Here is a 17329-nt window from a genome sequence, read left to right as displayed (position 1 = left end):
GTCTCCGTGGGTTGCTCGGGTCTGTTGGTAGAGGCGCGCTTGGGGCGCCCGGATGAAGGTCAGCGGATACTGTTGAACAAGGACATCGCCTGCATCTGGCTGAAGATCGTCTGCGCGGCCTGCAGGGCCGCGTTTTCGAGCTTGTACTGGCCGATGGCATCGGCGTAGTCCAGGTCGCGCAGGGTGGAAAGGGTGCTCTTTACGGTTACGGCGGTGGCGTCGCGTGCGCTGGCGGCGTCGTCGATGGCGGCCAGCTGCGCACCGCCCTTGGCCCGTGCATCGATCATGTTTTCCGAAGCACGCGTGATGTCACGCATGCTCGACTGCAGCAGGTTCTGCATGCCGGTGCGGTCGGCCGCGGTCTGCGGATCCGATTCCAGTGCACCGATCAGCGTGTCCATCGTGGCGAAGATGTCGCGCGAGCTGGAGGCCACCACGTCGAAGCTGTCACCGGCGGCCGGTGCCCCTTCGATGCGCAGGCGCACGCCGCCGACCACGATGTCTTCGCCCTTGGTGTGGGTGCCGGTGGCCACCACCTCGCCGGTAGCGTCCAGCACCTCGTAGGCGCCTTCGCCGGCGGCAGTGAAGCGCACGTTGAGCGCGCCGCCGTCCCAGTCCGCGCTGCCATCGCGGCTGACCGAGGTCAGCAGGCCGCTGCCGGTGTTGCCGGCGGCCGCGCTGGCGTCCACCGTGCCATCGCCGGTACGGATGCGCATGAAGATCTCGCTGCCGGGCAGGGCATCGTTGACCAGTTGGCCGGGTGCCACTTCCACCTGGCGCTGGGTCTGGTCACCGACATAGCTGACCGTGCCGCCGGCCTTGAGGAACGGCGCGTCCGAATCGTTGCTGCCACCGAACAGGTAACGACCGCTGCCGTCCTTGCTGTTGGCCAGCGACAGCAGGCTGTCCTGGATGGTTTTCAGCTCACTGACGATCGCCTTGAGATCGGTGTTGCCGGGCACCGGCGTGTTGGCCTGGATGCTCAGCTCGACCGCGCGGGTCATCAGTTCATTGGCCTGGGCCAAGGCGTTTTCCTGCAGGCCCAGGCGGTTCTGCGCGTTGTTGGCGTTCTTGCCGAGCTGCTCCAGCCCGGCCACCACGCGGTCCAGCCCGACGGCGGTGCCGGCAGCGACCGGATCGTCCTTGGCCGACACGATCTTGCTGCCGGTGGCGATCTGCTGTTCCAGGTGGTTGATCTTGGACTGCTTGCCCAGCATCAGCGAAACCGACTGGCTGAACATCATCCCGGTGGAAATACGGTCATTCATCGCGAGACGGCTCCGAGGATGGTCTGGAACATGGTGTCGGCGGTGGAAATCAGCTGGGACGCTGCCTGGTAGGCCTGCTGCAGGCGGAGCATGTCCGCTGCTTCTTCGTCCAGGTTGACCCCGGATACCGAATCCCGCGCGGCCTGCGCCTGGTCGGTGATCACCTGCTGCGCATCCAGCGAGTACTGCGCCGAACGTGCGGCCGCGCCGACCTGCGTGGTCAGCCCACCCAACGCGCCATTGAGGGTGACGGTGCCGCTGTTGAAGGTCTTGGCGTCCTCCACCTTTGCCAGTGCCAGCGCGTTGCTGTTGTCAGACGAACCGGCACCGACCGGGGTGATGTTGAAGGTGTCGCCCGGCTTGGGCGCGCCATCCAGCACGAAGCTCCAGCCATTGGCGGTGATCGTCTGGCCAGCGGTGTAGGCGAACGGGCCGGCGCCGTCGATGGTGTACTGGCCGGCGGCGGTGAACACGATCGCGGCCGGGTTGCGCAGCGCTGCATTGGCGGCGTCGGCCACCTTGACGTCGGTGAGCTTGCCGGTGCCGGTGTTGGCGGTCGCCGCCGCCCCCTTGATCGGCGCGGCCGCGGCCAGCCGCGACGGATCGGTGATCGCCACGCTCATGCTGCCGGCCACGTTGGCGGTCGGCTGCAGCAGGAAGCGGTCATTGGCCGCCGGGGTGCCACCGACCACCATCTGCACGCCGTTGATCACCAGCGGATCGGCCGCACTGCCGCTGCCGGTCAGCGGGATTGCCGCACCGGTGTCGGCGCGGTTGGCCTGCCACTGGGTACCGTCGAAGCGCAGCACGATGTTCTGCGCATCCAGCTTGGACAGGTCGCCGAAGCTGGCCTGGATCGTCGCATTGCCGGTGTTGGCGGTGTTGTCGGTAATGCGCGGGCTGCCGATGTTGAACAGGTCGGTGCCCATCTGTCCGTACAGATCCACGCCGTTGCGGTGGGTGTCGTTGAAGGTGGTCGCAAGGCCCACCGCCAGCTTGCCCAGTTCGGCCTGGGCCGGGGTCAGCACGGTTTCGCGGAACTCCATCAGCCCGCCCACCTGCCCGCCGAGTGCCTTCGAATCCAGCACCACCTTGGCGCCCTGGGTTTCCAGCGCCAGTTGCAGGCGCTCGGGCTGGTAGGCATCGGTAACCGTGGTGACCTTGCTGGCGGTGCTGCCGACCACCAGCGCCTGGCCGCCGGCGGTGTAGACGTTCATGAAGCCGCCGTCCTGGATCACCGCGTTGCCGCCGGTGTAGCCGACCAGGCTGGCGATCAGCTGGTCACGGCGATCCAGCAGGTCCGGTGCGGCATTGGCGGCGTTGCTGCCGATGGCGCCGTTGATCTGCGCCACTTCCGCGGCCAGCCGGTTGATCTCGGTGGCTGCTGCGCTGATGCCGTTGTTGACCTCGCTGTTGAGGCTGTCCAGGCTGGTATTGAGCTGGCGGAAGCGATTGGCCAGCGTGTTGGCGCTGTCCAGCACGTTCTGGCGGTCAGCGGTGGCCGACGCGTTGGAAGACAGTCCGCTGACCGAATCGAAGAAGTTCGACCACACCCCGGCTACGTTTGTGGAGGCATCGGAGAACAGCGAATCCACGCGGTCGGCCATGGTGGACAGCTGCTTCAGCCGGGCCAGTTCGCCGCTGCCGTCGAGCAGCCGGGAGATCGCCAGCTGGTCGGCAACGCGCCGGATATCGGCGATTCGGGTGCCGTTGCCAACGGTGCCGTAGCCCATCTGCTGCGGATCGGCGGTGGCGAAGTCCACGCGCTGCCGGCTGTAGCCAACGGTGTTGATGTTGGCCACGTTGTGGCTGGTGGTGGCCAGTGCGCGCTGGAAGGCGAGCAGGGCACTGGTACCGGTAGAGAGCACGCTGGTCATGGGGTTCCTCAGCGACGGGCGGTGCCCAGCGCTGCCTGGGCAGTGCTGGCGAAGGTGCGACCCAACTGCGCGCCGGCATCGCCGATGGCGGCGACCGCGCGTTCGATGGTCGGGCCGCCAGCGATGCTGGCGATCTTGTTGGCGTACGACGGGTCGGTCGCATAGCCGGCCTGCTGCAGCCCGCGCGCGAAGCCGCGCACGTCGGTGCCGGCTTCCAGTGCCTTCTGGTAGCGCGGGTTGCTCTTCAGCAGGCGCACGTAGTCGGCGAAGCTTTCGGCCGGCGAGCTGTAGCTGCGGAAACTGGCGGTTTCGTTGCGGCGTGCGCCATTCACATATTCGTGGGTGCCCACGGTGGCGCGGTCGCCGCTCCAGCCGGTGGCCTTGATGCCGAACAGATTGTGCGAAGTACGGCCATCGCCGTGGGTGATCTGGCGCTTGCCCCAGCCGGTTTCCAGCGCGGCCTGCGCGACCAGCGCACGCGCATCCACGCCGAGTTCCTTGGCCGCGGTCTGTGCGTGTGCCCAGATGCCGGCGACGAAGCCTTCGGGGGTGTGCGAGCCGAGGCGCGCCACGGCCGAACTGCTGGCCAGCGTATCGATCGCCGATGGGCCGGTGCCGCGGTTGGTTGCTGTTGCCGCCCACTGGTCTTCGGCCGCCACCGGTGCCGGCGCGGCCAGCGTCTGCGCGGCATACGGATCGCTGCTGCCCAGCGCCTGGTGCATGCTGCTGCTGTCGCGCCCGGCGATCAGGTCCAGGGTCTGCTCCATCGGCTGCAACAGGCGCGGCGAGCTGCCCGCGGCCATCTGCTGCAGCATGCGCACGGCCTGGTCGGCGTCTTCCAGCGGCATCGCCGGCGCGTCGGCGGCCGGGGCGTTGAGTTGGTAGGCGCGGGTGGCTTCGGTGGCGTTGATGCGCCCATCCAGTGCCGGGCCGTCCGCCGCAGCGCCGGAAAGCTGGCGGCTGATCACCGCCGACAGCCCCAGGCCCTTGCCGCGGGTCATCGACTCGGCGATCTTCTGGTCGTACATCTCGCGGAACATGGTGTTTTCGCCGGGGAACAGCGAGTCACCGAAACTGGCATCGCGCATGCTCTTGACCAGCATCTGCGCGAACTGTCCTTCAAGCTGGCGCGCGACCTTGTCGACCTGGGCCGGATCGTTGCGCTGCGAAGGATTGAGCTCGAAGGAGGGCTGGATGCGCATGTCAGATCACCTCGAGCTCGGCGCTCAGCGCGCCGGCCTGCTTGAGGGCTTCAAGGATCGCGATCAGGTCACCCGGGGCGGCGCCCACGGCATTTACCGCGTGCACGATTTCATCCAGCGAGGTGCCGCCGTTGAACTTGAACATGCGGCTGCCATCGTTGGTGGCGGTGATGGTGGACTGCGGGCTCACCACGGTCTGGCCGCCCGCCAGCGCATTGGGCTGGCTGACATTGGTGCCTTCCTGGATGGTGACTGTCAGCGAGCCGTGCGAGATCGCGGCAGCGCCCACGCGGACCTGCTGGCCGATCACCACCGTACCGGTGCGCGAGTTGACCACCACCTTCGCCGATGCCGCGCCCGGGGTCAGCTCCAGGCTTTCGATGCGTGCCAGCAGGCCGATGCGGGCGCCCGGATCGGTCGGCGCGTTGACCGCGACGGTGACGCCGTCGACGGCGCGGGCAGCGCCTTCGCCGAAGGCGTTGTTGAGTGCGGCGACCATGCGCGAGACGGTGGTGAAGTCGTTCTTGTGCAGGTTCAGGGTGATCTCGCCGGCCGCGCCGAACACATCCGGCAGCGCGCGCTCGACGGTGGCGCCATTGGGGATGCGGCCCACGCTGGGCACGTTGACCGACACCCGCGAGCCGTCGCGGCCCTGTGCGCCGAAACCGCCGACGATCAGGTTGCCCTGGGCGATCGCGTAGACCTGGCCGTCGGCGCCCTTCAGCGGGGCCATCAGCAGCGAACCACCGCGCAGCGACACCGCATTGCCGATCGAGGAGACGGTAATGTCGATCGGCTGGCCCGGCTTGGCGAACGGCGGCAGCTCGGCGTGGATCGCCACGGCGGCGACGTTCTTCAGCTGCGGATTGACGTTCGCCGGAACATTGACGCCCAGCTCGCCGAGCAGGTTCTTCAGGCTCTGCACGGTGAACGGTGCCTGGCTGGTGCGGTCACCGCTGCCATCCAGGCCGACCACCAGGCCGTAGCCCACCAGCGCATTGCCACGCACGCCGCCGACCTGGGCCAGGTCCTTGATGCGTTCGGCATGCGCCGGCAACGCGGCACCGGCAACGACCAGGGCCGCGATCAACAGGCGGGCAGAAAAAGTGAGGAGGTTCATGGCAGGCATGCTCAGAACGGCGCCAGGCCGGAGTTGAAGAAGCGGCTCAGCCAGCCCATCGCATTGGACTGCGCCACCGCGCCACGTCCGCCGTAGACGATGCGGGCATCGGCCACGCGGCTGGAGGGAATGGTGTTGTCCGGTGCGATGTCGGCGGCGCGTACGATGCCCTGCACCTGCACCAGCTCATCGCCCTGGTTCAGGCGCAGGTTCTTCTGGCCCTGCACCACCAGGTTGCCGTTGGGCAGGCGCTGCATCACCGTGACCGTCACGTTGCCCTGCAGGCGGTTGCTCTGTGCACTGTTGCCGCGGCCGGTGAAATCCCGCGACCCATTCGCGGTGGCCGACAGGATGTCCTTGCCGCCCAGGGTGACCGGTGCGCCGAAGATGGTCGGGGTGCCGATGGCCAGCTCGGATTCCTTGCTGGTGGCGGTGTTCGCGCTCATCTGTGCCTGGGTGTTTTCCAGCAGGGTGATCGTCAGCAGGTCGCCGACATCGCGTGCGCGGCGGTCCGAATACAGCTGCAGCGAGGGACCGGCGGCGTAGATCGCCCCGGCCGTTGCCTGGGCCTGCGGCGGCATCACCGGCTGTACCGGCGCCAGGGCCGGGTAGGGGCGCACGTCGCCGGCGATCACGCAGCCGCCCAGCATCGCGATGGCGGCGGCAGCGGAGGTCAGGCGGGCGAGGGTAGCGGCTGGCAGCATGATGGCGGTCCGATCAGACGTTGTTGTTGAGGTAGCCGAGCATCGAGTCGGTCGTGGAAATGGCCTTGGCATTCATTTCGTAGGCGCGCTGGGTTTCGATCATCGAAACCAGCTCTTCCACCACGTTGACGTTGCTGCCTTCCAGTGCGCCCTGGACCACGTTGCCCAGCCCGTTGAGGCCGGGATTGCCGTTCTGTGCCGGACCGGATGCGGTGGTCTCCAGGTACAGGTTCTCGCCGCGCGACTGCAGGCCGGCGGGGTTGATGAAGTCGGTCAGGGTCAGCGCGCCGATCTCCACGGTGGCCGCGTCATCGGCCATCTTCACGCTGACCGTGCCGTCGCTGCCTATGGTCAGCGTCTGTGCGCCTTCCGGGATCTGGATGCCCGGCTGCACCGGGTAACCGCTGTTGGTGACCAGCTCGCCGTCCTGGTTGACCTTGAACGAGCCGTCGCGGGTATAGGCCGAGCTGCCATCGGGCATGGATACTTCGAAGAAGCCGCGGCCGTTGACCATCACGTCCAGTGCGCGCCCGGTCTGCTGCTGGCTGCCCTGTTCGAAGTTCTTGGCGGTGGCCACCACGCGCACGCCGGTTCCCAGCTGCAGGCCGGTCGGCAACTGCGTCTGCGCCGACGTGGCACCGCCAGGCTGGCGCACCTGCTGGTACAGCAGGTCCTCGAAACTGGCACGGTCCTGCTTGAAGCCGGTCGTGTTGGTGTTGGCGAGGTTGTTGGATACCACCGACATGCGCGTCTGCTGCGCGTCCAGTCCGGTCTTGGCGATCCACAGTGCCTGGTTCATGGTCGGGTCCTCTGCGTGGTGTCCGGCCCAGCGGGGCGGGGCAGGTACCTGCGAACGCTCGCAGGTGCTTCACCAGGGGTACTGCAAGCGGCGTGCCATTGCGGCGCGCCGGTATTCCGTCGTCGGCGTGAACTCAGCCGTTCAGCCGCAGCAGACTATTGGCGCTGCGTGCGTTTTCGTCGCCGTGCTTGATCACCTTGACCTGCATTTCGTACTGCCGCTGCAGCTGGATCATCTGCACCAGCGCACCGGCGGCGTCCACGTTGCTGCCTTCCAGCTGGCCGCTTTCCAGTGCCTTGCCCTGGGTCTGCACGAACGGCTGCTGCGGATCGGTGTTGCGGAACAGGCCATCGAGCCCGCGTTCCAGCCGCGCGTCATCTGCCGCCACCACCTTGATCCGGCCGATCACCGCCATCGTCTGCGGACCCTCGCCGAGCGGGATGATCGAGATGGTGCCGTCGTTGCCGATTTCCATCGCCTGGTGCGGCGGAATGGCGATCGGGTTTTCGTTTTCATCCAGCACCGCGTGGCCGCCGGCGGTGACCAGCTGGCCGTTCGGGGTCAGCGACAGCGCCGCACCGCGGGTGTAGGCCTCGCCACCGCCCGGTGCCTGCACGGTCAGCCAGCTGCCGGCCTGCAGGGACAGGTCAAGCGGATTGCCGGTGATGTGCTGGGCACCGACGCGCCGGTTGAAGCCGGCATCGACATGGATGGCGTCCACGCGCGAAGCGAAACCCTGCCCGCGGATCGCGAAGGCCTCGGTGTTGGCCAGCGCTTCCTTGAAGCCCGGCGTATCGGTGTTGGCGATGTTGTGCGACACCGTGCCCTGTGCCTGCAGGGAGGCGCGGGCGCCGGTCATCGCGACGTAGAGGGCCTTGTCCATGGGGGAAGCTCCGTGCTGCGGTCAGCCGGCCATCATCAACGGATGTTGATGATGGTCTGGGTGACCTGGTCCTGGGTGCTGAGCATCTGCGAATTGGCCTGGAAGTTGCGCTGGGCCACGATCATGTTCACCAGCTGCTCGGTGAGGTCCACGGTGGACGATTCCAGGGCGCCGGCCTGGATCTTGCCGAGGTCGGAGGTGTCCGGAGCGGCGGTGCGCGGCGAGCCCGAGGCGAAGGTTTCCACCCACATGTTGTCACCGGTCGACTGCAGTCCCTGGGCATTGTTGAAGTTGGTCAGTGCGACCTGGCCCAGCGCCTTGTCATCGCCATTGGAATAGCGCGCATAGACCACGCCCTGTTCGGAGACGCTGATCTCGTTGAGCTTGCCGGCCGCGTAGCCATCCTGCTGGAAATTGCGCAGGGCGAACTTCTCGCCGTATTGGGTCGACCCGGCCACGTCCAGGGTCAGGTTGAGCTGGCCGGCGCCGGTGGCCGGGGTGAAGCCGTCCAGGGTGATCCTGCCGTTGGCCGGGGCAACCAGCGCGCCGCTCTCGTTGAACTGCAGCGTGGTCGGTGCGCCGGCGGCCTGGCCGTCGACGTAGTTGTACACCTGCCACTCGTTGGCAGCGGTGCCCTTGACGAAATACGAGGTCTGGGTGTGGCTGACACCGAGCGAGTCATACACCGTCACGCCGCCGCTGGACTGGCTGTAGCTGTTCGAATCGGTCGGGTCGAACGGGGTCACGGTGGGCTGGCTGCTGTTGGCCGGCAGGGTGAAGGCCAGCTGCACGCTGCCGGTCTGCTTGGGCGGGCTGTCGGTGGTCAGCAGGCGCAGGTCGGTCAGGCGACCGGAATCGAAGGTCGTGCCATCGGCGTTGGGGGTGAACACCTGCAGGCGTGCACCGGCCGGGTTGATCACGAAGCCCTGCGCATCGGTCTGGAAATTGCCGGCGCGCGAGTAGGTGCGCTGGCCGTTCATGCTCATGGTGAAGAAGCCTTCGCCGGACACGGCCAGGTCCAGGCTGCGCCCGGTCTGGCTGTTGTTGCCCTGGCTGAACTGCTGGGCCACGTTGGACACGCGTGCGCCGGAGCCCACCGCGTTGCGTGACAGGCCATAGCTGGTGGCCGAAAACAGATCGGCAAATTCGGCGCGCGACTGCTTGAAGCCGGTCGTGTTGACGTTGGCGACGTTGTTGGCGGTGACGCTGAGGTCGGTGTTGGCGGCGTTGATGCCGGACAGCGAGACATTGAAAGCCATGGTGGACTCCTCGATTATTCGGTCTGGGGGCTCAGCTGATGCGGAGCACGTAGTCGATCGGGGCGGCGCCCAATCCCTTGAGATTCAGGTACAGGCCGTCGGAACCGACGGTCACGCTTTCCACCGGCGCCTCCACGTAGGTGCCGAGCTTGGTCTGCGCGCCGGCGGCATCGGTGTGGTTGGCCACCAGCGAATAGTTGCCGGGTGGCAGGCGGTTGCCGCTGCTGTCCTTGCCGTCCCATTCGAAGCTGGTCTCGCCGGCGGCGCTGGCTTCCACGCTGATCTGGGCGACCTTCAAGCCGTTGGCATCGGTGATGTCCACGTTGATCATGCCGGCGCTGGGCGCGGCGACCACGCCGCCGACGCTGCCTTCAGCTTCCAGCACCATCTTTTCCGACGGCACCAGCACGTCGTGGCCCACCAGCGCGGCGCCACGCAGCACCTGGTCGCTGGCCATCGAGGTCTGGAAGCCCTGCACGGTGGTGTTGAGGTCGGTGATGCCCTGCACGGTGGACATCTGCGCCATCTGCGCGACCATCTGGGTGTTGTCCATCGGCTTCAGCGGATCCTGGTGCTGCAGCTGTTCGGTCATCAGGCGCAGGAAGTCGGCCTGCTCCAGCGTGTCTTTTTTCTTGCTGGCGCTGCTGTTGGGTGAGTTAAGGCCGAGGGCGGCGTACACGTCCTGGCTGGACTGGGTGGTGATGGCAGTACTCATGGAGAGATCCTTGCGGGCGCGCCTCAGCGGCCCATCGTCAGCGTGGCGAGGGCCAGTTCTTTGGCGGTGCTCAGCATTTCCACGCCGGCCTGGTAATTGCGCGAGGTGGAGATCAGGTTGACCATCTGCGCGACCGGGTCGACGTCGGCCTGGTAGATGTAGCCATCGCCGTCGGCCAGTGGATGGCCGGGCTCGTAGCGCTTGATCGGCGCCGCGTTGCTCTGGCTGATTTCCTTGACCTGCACCGTGGTGATGTTGGGATCGGTGCGGCTGGTGACGGCCTGGAAGATCGGTTCCAGCGGCTTGTAGACCGCTTCGGCCGAGCCAGCCACCGAATCGGCGTTGGACAGGTTGGAGGCGATGGTGCTCATGCGTACCGACTGCGCCTGCAGGGCGGAACCGGCGATGTCGAAGATCGGCAGGTTGCTCATGGTTTATTGCCCCGTGATCGCGGTGAGCATGGAGCGCACCTTGGATTCGACGAAGCTCAGCGAGGCCCGGTATTCCAGCGCGGCACGGCCGTAGGCGGCGCGCTCGGTGTCCGGGTCCACGGTGTTGCCGTCGAGGTTGGGCTGGATGCCTTCACGGGAGATCTGGAACGGGTTCAGGCCGCCGCCGATCGCCAGGTGCTGTTCGTTAGTGGTGGCCATCAGGCCGTTGCCGGACTGGCCCTGGGCGCTGCGCAGGGCGGCGTCGAAGTCCAGGTCCTGGGCCTTGTAGCCGGGGGTGTCGGCGTTGCCGAGGTTGCTGGCGATCAGCTTCATGCGCTGCTCGCGCAACGGCATGGCCTGGGCATGGACACCCAGGTAGTCGGAAATCAGGTTGGACATGGCGCGCTCCCACGGAACTGTGCCGGGGAGGCTGCAACCTTTGTGCCAAAGCGGCGGCGTTGGGCTGGGGGCGTGGTGGCGGGCAGGCCTGCGCAGGACACGCCGCAAGTACGTCCGTGTAGGCTGCATCGCCGCATCCATGCGGCTCAGCGTCCTGCCCAGGCCTGCCCGCCACCCCGCATTATTTAATCGAACGCGGGAACGCTAGCGCTTGGCCGTGCTCGGCGGTGATGCCAGGGGGGCGTGGGGTCAGGCGGCTTCGGCGACGCGGCGCAGGCGGTCCAGGACGAAGTCGGCCAGTTCGTGCGGGGAATATTTGGCGACGAAGGCGTTGGCCCCCACGCGTTCGACCATCGCGTTGTTGAACACGCCGGAAAGGGAGGTGTGCAGTAGCACGAACAACCCGGACAGGCCCGGGTGGCGGCGGATTTCTGTGGTCAGCGTGTAGCCGTCCATCGCCGGCATTTCAATGTCGGAGATCACCATCGCGTAGCGCTGGGCCGGGTCTTCACCGGCGGCGTGGATCTGCAGCAGGTGGTCCAGCGCCTGCTTGCCGTCGGACAGCAGGGTGGCGCCGACGCCCAGCTGGTCCAGCACGCTGCGGATCTGCTGGCGCGCCACGCGCGAGTCGTCCACCACCAGCACCTGCATCGGCGGGGCGTCGGCGGGCAGGGCCATCGCCGGGTCGAGTACCGCTTCGCTGCGGGTCTGGGCGATGTCGGCCAGCACGCTTTCCACGTCGATCACCTGGATAAGCTCGCCCTGGAAGCGGGTCACCGCGGTGAGATAACTGGATTCGGCCCCCAGCTCCGGCGGTGGATGGATGTCCTGTACGGCGATGTTGACGATGCGCTCCACCCCGCTGACCAGGAAGCCCTGGATGGACCGGTTGAACTCGGTCACCACCAGATAGCCCGGGCCGTCACCGTTGTTGCCCCGCTCGGGATGGCCGATGGCCACGCCAAGGTCCAGCACCGGCACCGAGCGGCCGCGCACATCGGCCACGCCGGAGAACTGGCTGGGCAGGCCTGGCACCTGGAACAGGGCAGGGCGCCGCAGCACTTCCTGCACTTTGAACACGTTGACGCCAAAAAGCTGGCGTCCGCCCAGGCGGAACAACAGGAGGGCCAGCCGGTTGTGTCCAGCCAGCCGGGTGCGTTGGTCGATGCGGTTGAGCAGGTCATGTGACATGCAGGCTGTATCGGCGCGCCGGCGATGGACTTGAGCGGCGCGGCTGCGTTGCCATTGGCACGGCGCTTGCAGCAGGGCGGGTGATCCCATGACCGGAGGTGGCATGCCATCCTTCAAGACGATGTGCTGGCTGATGCTGGCGATGGCCGCGCCCGCCGGGGCCGCGCCCTCGTGGCAGCCGGTGGACAGCATCCGCACGGCCGCACTGTCCACACTGGGCGCGGGCGAGCAGGGCGAGGCCGTGGTGGCCGACGCGCTGCGCCTGCCGGCCTGCGCGCAGGGCCTGGTCGCGCAGCCCACCGCCAGTACCACCGTGGAAGTGAGCTGCCCCGATGCCGGCGGCTGGCGCCTGTTCGTGCCGGTGAAGGTGCGCCGCGAGCAGACCGTGCTGGTGCTGGCGCGTGGTATTGCCGCTGGAGAAACGCTGGCTGCTGCCGATATGACCACTGCCCAGCGTGATGCAGCGCGGATCGCCGGCGCCGTGCTGGCCGACCCCGCCGCTGCCGTCGGCCGGGTGGCACGCCGGACGCTGCAGGCGGGCAGCCTGCTGTCCGCCTCTGACCTGGTCGCACAGCGGCTGGTCCGGCGCGGCGACAGCGTGGCGCTGGTGTCCCGGCGCGGATCGGTGGAAGTCCGGGTGGCCGGCAAGGCGCTGGGCGATGCCGGCGAGAACGAACGCCTGTCGGTGGAGAACCTGACCTCGCGCAAGATAGTGCAGGGCACCGTGGACGCCAGTGGCGACGTTTTAGTGACGCGCTGAAAAAAATCGCAAAACCCCCTAAAGATCACGGTCCGGTGGCCGTTATCGTTACAGTACGGCAACCCTTGGAGCTCCAATGAGCCAAAAAATCGACGGTACCCTGCAGGCGGCGCAGACCCTGCGCGCGGTGGGTCCGGCCAGTCGGCCCGGCATCAGTACCGATGCGCCCGCGCGTCCGGTGCAGGCAGCCGACAGCTTGAAGCTGACCGGTGAAGCCACCAACCTGCAAGCCCTGGAACGCAGCCTTTCGGCCGCCCCGGCGATCGATGCCGAGCGCGTGGCCGCGGTGCGTGAGTCACTGCAGAACGGCAGCTACCGGATCAATCCAGAAGCGATTGCATCGCGCATGCTTGATCTGGACCAGCAGCTGCAGGGATGAGCACGCCCATGAGCGAGCCCATGCAACGGCTGAGCGAAGCCCTGGATGCCGAGCGCCAAGCGTTGGTCGCGCACGATGTGCATGCGTTGATCCGTGCCACCGGGGCCAAGCTGGACGCCCTGCGCGCACTGGACAAGGCGCTTCCGGTCGGCGAATCCAGCCAGTTGCAGGAACTGGCCGAACGCAACCGCGCCAACGGTGTGCTGCTGTCGCGCCGACGCCGCGAGGTCAACTGGGCGTTGCGCCAGCTCGGCCGCAGCGAAGATGCGCCGGCTTACGACAGCAAGGGCCAGTCCCAGCAGATGACCGCCGGGCGTCCGCTCGCCGTCGCCTGATCCGGGCCGGCGGCACGGCGACCCGTGTTGCGGCTCGCCCGCATCTGCAGGCATCGTATAGTGGCACTCATCCTTGCCACGCCGAGCACCCGTGCCTGCCGCCTTCCCGAACCCGACGCCGTCCCTCCCTTCGCCCGCGCTTCTGCAGGCGCTGCTTGCGCCGGTGCGCGAAGGCCTGCTGCTTTTCACCGACGATGATTCAGTGATCCTGGCCAATCCGGCGGTGGAGGCGTTGCTGGCCACCGGTCCGGCCAGTGGTGCCGGTCCGGCGCAGCGGCTGCGCGCCCTGCTGCCGCCCGATGCGATGGCTGTTGCGCGGCGCGAGGGGCAGTGGAGTGGCAGCCTGGTGATGGGCGAAGCGGTCGTCACCGCCCAGCTTTACCACCACCGTGATCAGGGTGCAGGGTATTACCTGGGCTTGTTCCGCCGGGTCGAAGGCCAGGAAGACTACGAACGCGAACTCCAGCAGCGGCACGCGGAGCTGCGCCAGGCCTATCTGCGGCTGAATGGCGCGCAGGAAAAGCTGCTGCAGTCGGAGAAGATGGCTTCGATCGGCCAGCTGGCCGCGGGCGTGGCGCACGAGATCAACAACCCTATCGGTTACGTGCATTCCAATCTGGGCAGCCTGCAGGAATACCTGCGCAGCCTGTTCACGGTGATCGAGGCCTACGAGCGCGCTTTGCGTGCGCCGGATCCGAAGACGTTGATCCCGGAAATCGATGACATCCGCGATCGCCTCGACATCGACTTCATCAGCCGGGATCTGCCGCAGTTGATGGCTGAGTCGCGCGAGGGAATCGAGCGGGTGACGCGCATCGTGCGCGACCTGAAGGACTTCTCCTATTCCGGGCGTGACGAGTCGTGGAAGCTGGTCGACCTGCACTCCGGGCTGGAGTCGACCATCAACATCATCTGGAACGAACTCAAGTACAAGGTGGAACTGCACCGTGAGTTCGGCCAGCTGCCGTTGGTGGAGTGCCTGCCTTCGGAGCTCAACCAGGTCTACATGAACCTGCTGCTCAACGCAGGCCATGCGATTGCCGAACGGGGTGTCATCACCGTGCGTACCGGGGTGGAAGGCGAGCACGTGTGGGTGGAGTTCCAGGACAGCGGCGGTGGCATTTCGCCGGAGCTGCGCCAGCGCATCTTCGATCCGTTCTTCACCACCAAGCCGGTGGGCAGCGGCACCGGCCTGGGGCTGTCGATCTCCTACAGCATCATCAACAAGCACAACGGCCGGATCGACCTGGACAGCACGCCGGGGGTGGGGTCCACGTTCCGGATCGTGCTGCCGATCAAGCAGCCACGGTAGGTGGTGTGTTGCCGGGCTGCGCCCGGCACCTGCTCTTCAGGCGACGTCAACAGCAACAGCAACAGCAACAGCAACAGCAACAGCTGCAGGGCTGATTGTGGGCGGGGCGGGGTAGGTTGGCGGGAATCGCCGTGAATCCGTCCATGGAGGCTCGCCATCCGCATCCATGCGGATGAGCGTCCCCGCCAACCCACCCCGCCCCACCTTCGACAGGTCCATGGTGGCCATGGGACCTTCGGTAGCGCCGACCCATGGTCGGCGGATGGTGGGGGGAATGGGATCTGATGATTTCCGCCGAGCATGGCTCGGCGCTACCAGAGCGCCCGTGTGGTGTCGGGTGGAGGGAGCCCCTGAGTCAGGGGCGGCCGCGAAGCGGCGGGGTGTGGGTGTTGGTGAGACGGGGCCCGCGGTTTGCGCAGCAAAGCGTGGGAGCGGCAGCGCGAATGCGATGACGTGGACCCGCGCCATGGATGGCGCGAAACGAGGCCCGCATGGATGCAGCTTCTGCCGCCCCCCGACCAGCCCCACCGCCCGGCCCCAACCACACGTAGCGAGCTGTAAGCAGCCACCCGCGAGGGGGTCCCACCCGTTCGACCGATCCCTCAATACCCCGCCGCCTGCCCATCCTTGCGACTCTCGGATGCGCCGTAGTACACGCCCGTTTCCGGATCGCGAAGAATCGCCTGGTAGCCGCCATACGGACCGTCGGCGAACACCACGCGATGGCCCTTGCGCATCAGCGCGCGGATCGTGTCATACGCAAACCCGGTTTCCAGGTTGACCTCCCCGCCGTCGCTCATCGCCGTGGCCTGGCCGGTCGGCTCGGTCGACCCCTCGTGCTGGATGCGCGGCGCATCACCGGCTTCCTGCAGGTTCATGCCGAAGTCCACCAGGTTCATCACGATCTGCGCATGCCCCTGCGGCTGCATCGCCCCGCCCATCACGCCGAAGCTCGCATACGGCTTGCCGTCCTTGGTGATGAAGCCGGGGATGATGGTCTGGAACGGACGCTTACCCGGCGCATAACCGTTCGGGTGGCCCTTCTGCAGCACGAACATCTCACCACGATCCTGCAGGATGAAACCGAGCCCCGGGGGCGCCATGCCACTGCCCATGCCGCGGTAGTTGGACTGGATCAGCGACACCATCATGCCGTCGGCATCGGCGACGGTCATGTAGATCGTATCGCCCTCTTCCAGCTGCCTCGGCGTGCCCTGCTGCACTTCCTTCAGTGCCTTGTCCATCGAAATCAACGCACGGCGCTCGGCCGCATACTCCTTCGAGATCAGCTTGGCCACCGGCGCGGCCGGCTGGAACGCCATGTCCGCATAGAAGCGCGCGCGGTCGGCGAAGGCCAGCTTCTTGGCTTCCACGAACAGGTGCACGTGCTCGGCCGAGCCGAAGGGGATCTTCGAGAAATCGTAGCCCTCCAGCACGTTGAGGATCTGCAGCGCGGCGATGCCCTGGCTGTTGGGCGGCAGCTCCCACACGTCGTAACCGCGGTAGTTGCTGCTCACGGGATCGACCCATTCGCCATGGTGGGCGGCCATGTCATCGAAGCTCAGGTAACCGCCGTTGGCCTTGAAGTAGCTGCCGATGGTGCGCGCGATATCGCCCTTGTAGAACGCATCGCGGCCGCCATCGGCGATCTGCTGCAGCGTGTTGGCCAGATTCGGGTTCTTCCACAGCTCGCCCTTGCGCGGGGCGTGGCCGTTGATCGTGAACTGTTCCTTGAAACCGGGATACTGCGACAGGCGCGGCACCGAGCGATCCCAGTAATACGCGATGACCTCGGCCACCGGATGGCCTTCGCGTGCGTAGCGGATGGCCGGCGCCAGGTTGTCGGCCATCGGCTTGCGGCCGAAACGCTCGTGCAGGGCGAACCAGCCATCGACCGCACCAGGCACCGACACCGGCAGCGGACCGGTGGCCGGGATTTCCTTCAGCCCGCGGCGTTGGAACTCGGCCAGGGTGAGCGATCGCGGCGAGCGGCCGGAGCCGTTGTAGCCATGCAGCTGCTGGGTTTTCGGATCCCATACGATGGCGAACAGGTCGCCGCCGATGCCATTGCCGGTGGGTTCCATCAGCCCCAGTGCCGCGTTGGCGGCGATTGCGGCATCGACTGCGCTGCCGCCGTTTTTCATCACGTCCAGCGCGATCTGGGTAGCCAGCGGCTGCGACGTCGCCGCCATCGCATGCGGTGCGATCACTTCCGAACGGGTGGCGAAACCGTGGCCCGTCACGCGATCAGCGGCGAGGGCAAGCGCGGGCAGCGTCGCCAGCAGGGCAGCGGCCAGCAGGCAGCGGGTCAGTCGTCGGGTCACGTCGGGGAGTTCCTGGAAAGGGATATCGCGATAGTCGCCTGTCTGCGCGTTGCCGGGTATCCGGCATAGGTCATGGACGTGCCGCGCGGGCTCGCCCGCGACTGCGCGAATGGCGCCAACGGCTCGCTACGCAGCGCAGCGCGGTGCTGGTTTCATGCGCAACAATGCTGGTGGCACAAGGCTTCCGCGTGGATTCATTGGCAACCAATCCGCATCCGTCGACAAGGGTTGACACACCTTGGCCCGCATGTTTTCCTCGGACCCATGTTGCAGCGCCACACGCCACCGCCAACGAACTTCGAGCCCGCCGCCATCGGCGCCGCCTCGCTGCGTTCGCTCCTCGTACTCGTACTTATTAGCCAGCCCACCGG

The 17329-nt window shown here is 67.0% G+C and carries 17 protein-coding genes; 4 read left to right on the top strand and 13 right to left on the bottom strand.

The genetic code is table 11. The features are described 5' to 3' along the window. Window positions 1-59: 59 nt before the first annotated feature. The 12 genes from flgL to CXG43_RS05350 all read right to left on the bottom strand — a co-directional run bounded on the left by flgL (window position 60) and on the right by CXG43_RS05350 (window position 11848). Window positions 60-1268, bottom strand: coding sequence for a flagellar hook-associated protein FlgL (gene flgL, locus CXG43_RS05405; protein WP_101099015.1), 1209 nt, complete (start codon window positions 1266-1268; stop codon window positions 60-62). After that, entirely contained in the window at window positions 1265-3145 is a 1881-nt protein-coding gene (gene flgK, locus CXG43_RS05400) for a flagellar hook-associated protein FlgK (RefSeq protein ID WP_101099014.1), read from the bottom strand. The genes flgL and flgK overlap by 4 nt, the downstream gene beginning before the upstream one ends. 8 nt (window positions 3146-3153) lie before the next feature. Next, window positions 3154-4347: a flagellar assembly peptidoglycan hydrolase FlgJ gene (gene flgJ, locus CXG43_RS05395; RefSeq protein ID WP_101099013.1), complete on the bottom strand. Its 1194-nt coding sequence runs from the start codon at window positions 4345-4347 to the stop codon at window positions 3154-3156. A gap of 1 nt (window position 4348) precedes the next feature. Further along, window positions 4349-5467 carry a flagellar basal body P-ring protein FlgI gene (locus CXG43_RS05390; protein WP_101099037.1) on the bottom strand — a complete coding sequence of 373 codons (1119 nt, stop codon included), beginning with the start codon at window positions 5465-5467 and terminating at the stop codon, window positions 4349-4351. 11 nt (window positions 5468-5478) lie between these two features. Then, window positions 5479-6171 carry a flagellar basal body L-ring protein FlgH gene (flgH, locus tag CXG43_RS05385; protein WP_101099012.1) on the bottom strand — a complete coding sequence of 231 codons (693 nt, stop codon included), beginning with the start codon at window positions 6169-6171 and terminating at the stop codon, window positions 5479-5481. Between the two features lie 13 nt (window positions 6172-6184). Further along, window positions 6185-6970, bottom strand: coding sequence for a flagellar basal-body rod protein FlgG (flgG, locus tag CXG43_RS05380; protein ID WP_042615437.1), 786 nt, complete (start codon window positions 6968-6970; stop codon window positions 6185-6187). A gap of 133 nt (window positions 6971-7103) precedes the next feature. Beyond that, entirely contained in the window at window positions 7104-7853 is a 750-nt protein-coding gene (locus CXG43_RS05375; protein WP_101099011.1) for a flagellar basal body rod protein FlgF, read from the bottom strand. Between the two features lie 35 nt (window positions 7854-7888). Next, window positions 7889-9112: a flagellar hook protein FlgE gene (flgE, locus tag CXG43_RS05370; protein ID WP_101099010.1), complete on the bottom strand. Its 1224-nt coding sequence runs from the start codon at window positions 9110-9112 to the stop codon at window positions 7889-7891. 31 nt (window positions 9113-9143) lie between these two features. Continuing rightward, complete coding sequence (locus CXG43_RS05365) at window positions 9144-9827, bottom strand: flagellar hook capping FlgD N-terminal domain-containing protein (RefSeq protein ID WP_101099009.1); 684 nt, start codon at window positions 9825-9827, stop codon at window positions 9144-9146. Between the two features lie 23 nt (window positions 9828-9850). Further along, the gene (gene flgC, locus CXG43_RS05360) at window positions 9851-10258 is read right to left on the bottom strand and encodes a flagellar basal body rod protein FlgC (RefSeq protein WP_042615441.1); all 408 of its coding nucleotides are present in this window, start codon (window positions 10256-10258) and stop codon (window positions 9851-9853) included. Window positions 10259-10261: 3 nt separating this feature from the next. Further along, window positions 10262-10657, bottom strand: a complete 396-nt coding sequence (gene flgB / locus CXG43_RS05355; RefSeq protein ID WP_042615442.1) for a flagellar basal body rod protein FlgB — start codon at window positions 10655-10657, stop codon at window positions 10262-10264. Window positions 10658-10906: 249 nt separating this feature from the next. Beyond that, window positions 10907-11848, bottom strand: coding sequence for a chemotaxis protein (locus CXG43_RS05350; RefSeq protein ID WP_101099008.1), 942 nt, complete (start codon window positions 11846-11848; stop codon window positions 10907-10909). Between the two features lie 103 nt (window positions 11849-11951). On the opposite strand from CXG43_RS05350, the gene flgA reads away from it, so the two are divergent. The 4 genes from flgA to CXG43_RS05330 all read left to right on the top strand — a co-directional run bounded on the left by flgA (window position 11952) and on the right by CXG43_RS05330 (window position 14634). Continuing rightward, the gene (gene flgA / locus CXG43_RS05345; RefSeq protein WP_101099036.1) at window positions 11952-12608 is read left to right on the top strand and encodes a flagellar basal body P-ring formation chaperone FlgA; all 657 of its coding nucleotides are present in this window, start codon (window positions 11952-11954) and stop codon (window positions 12606-12608) included. Window positions 12609-12684: 76 nt separating this feature from the next. Continuing rightward, window positions 12685-12987: a flagellar biosynthesis anti-sigma factor FlgM gene (flgM, locus tag CXG43_RS05340; RefSeq protein ID WP_101099007.1), complete on the top strand. Its 303-nt coding sequence runs from the start codon at window positions 12685-12687 to the stop codon at window positions 12985-12987. Beyond that, on the top strand, window positions 12984-13322 hold the full coding sequence (locus tag CXG43_RS05335; RefSeq protein ID WP_101099006.1) for a flagellar protein FlgN: 339 nt from the start codon (window positions 12984-12986) through the stop codon (window positions 13320-13322). Before flgM ends, CXG43_RS05335 begins: the two co-directional genes overlap by 4 nt. 91 nt (window positions 13323-13413) lie before the next feature. Continuing rightward, the gene (locus CXG43_RS05330) at window positions 13414-14634 is read left to right on the top strand and encodes an ATP-binding protein (RefSeq protein WP_101099005.1); all 1221 of its coding nucleotides are present in this window, start codon (window positions 13414-13416) and stop codon (window positions 14632-14634) included. A 602-nt stretch (window positions 14635-15236) separates the two neighbouring features. Here the strand turns inward: CXG43_RS05330 and ggt are convergent. Continuing rightward, window positions 15237-16946: a gamma-glutamyltransferase gene (gene ggt / locus CXG43_RS05325; RefSeq protein ID WP_101099035.1), complete on the bottom strand. Its 1710-nt coding sequence runs from the start codon at window positions 16944-16946 to the stop codon at window positions 15237-15239. Between the last annotated feature and the right edge of the window lie 383 nt (window positions 16947-17329).

It is taken from the genome of Stenotrophomonas sp. Bg11-02, from assembly GCF_002836635.1.
Taxonomy (GTDB): Bacteria; Pseudomonadota; Gammaproteobacteria; order Xanthomonadales; family Xanthomonadaceae; genus Stenotrophomonas; species Stenotrophomonas lacuserhaii.
This window is presented reverse-complemented; position numbering and strand designations above follow the sequence as displayed.

Coding starts and splice junctions, on each gene's coding strand:
- flgL (WP_101099015.1), bottom strand. CDS start 1,268: ATGAATGACCGTATTTCCACCGGGATGATGTTCAGCCAGTCGGTTTCG.
- flgC (WP_042615441.1), bottom strand. CDS start 10,258: ATGAGCAACCTGCCGATCTTCGACATCGCCGGTTCCGCCCTGCAGGCG.
- CXG43_RS05390 (WP_101099037.1), bottom strand. CDS start 5,467: ATGAACCTCCTCACTTTTTCTGCCCGCCTGTTGATCGCGGCCCTGGTC.
- flgG (WP_042615437.1), bottom strand. CDS start 6,970: ATGAACCAGGCACTGTGGATCGCCAAGACCGGACTGGACGCGCAGCAG.
- CXG43_RS05365 (WP_101099009.1), bottom strand. CDS start 9,827: ATGAGTACTGCCATCACCACCCAGTCCAGCCAGGACGTGTACGCCGCC.
- CXG43_RS05335 (WP_101099006.1), top strand. CDS start 12,984: ATGAGCACGCCCATGAGCGAGCCCATGCAACGGCTGAGCGAAGCCCTG.
- flgE (WP_101099010.1), bottom strand. CDS start 9,112: ATGGCTTTCAATGTCTCGCTGTCCGGCATCAACGCCGCCAACACCGAC.
- flgJ (WP_101099013.1), bottom strand. CDS start 4,347: ATGCGCATCCAGCCCTCCTTCGAGCTCAATCCTTCGCAGCGCAACGAT.
- flgK (WP_101099014.1), bottom strand. CDS start 3,145: ATGACCAGCGTGCTCTCTACCGGTACCAGTGCCCTGCTCGCCTTCCAG.
- flgA (WP_101099036.1), top strand. CDS start 11,952: ATGCCATCCTTCAAGACGATGTGCTGGCTGATGCTGGCGATGGCCGCG.
- CXG43_RS05375 (WP_101099011.1), bottom strand. CDS start 7,853: ATGGACAAGGCCCTCTACGTCGCGATGACCGGCGCCCGCGCCTCCCTG.
- flgB (WP_042615442.1), bottom strand. CDS start 10,657: ATGTCCAACCTGATTTCCGACTACCTGGGTGTCCATGCCCAGGCCATG.
- CXG43_RS05350 (WP_101099008.1), bottom strand. CDS start 11,848: ATGTCACATGACCTGCTCAACCGCATCGACCAACGCACCCGGCTGGCT.
- flgM (WP_101099007.1), top strand. CDS start 12,685: ATGAGCCAAAAAATCGACGGTACCCTGCAGGCGGCGCAGACCCTGCGC.
- flgH (WP_101099012.1), bottom strand. CDS start 6,171: ATGCTGCCAGCCGCTACCCTCGCCCGCCTGACCTCCGCTGCCGCCGCC.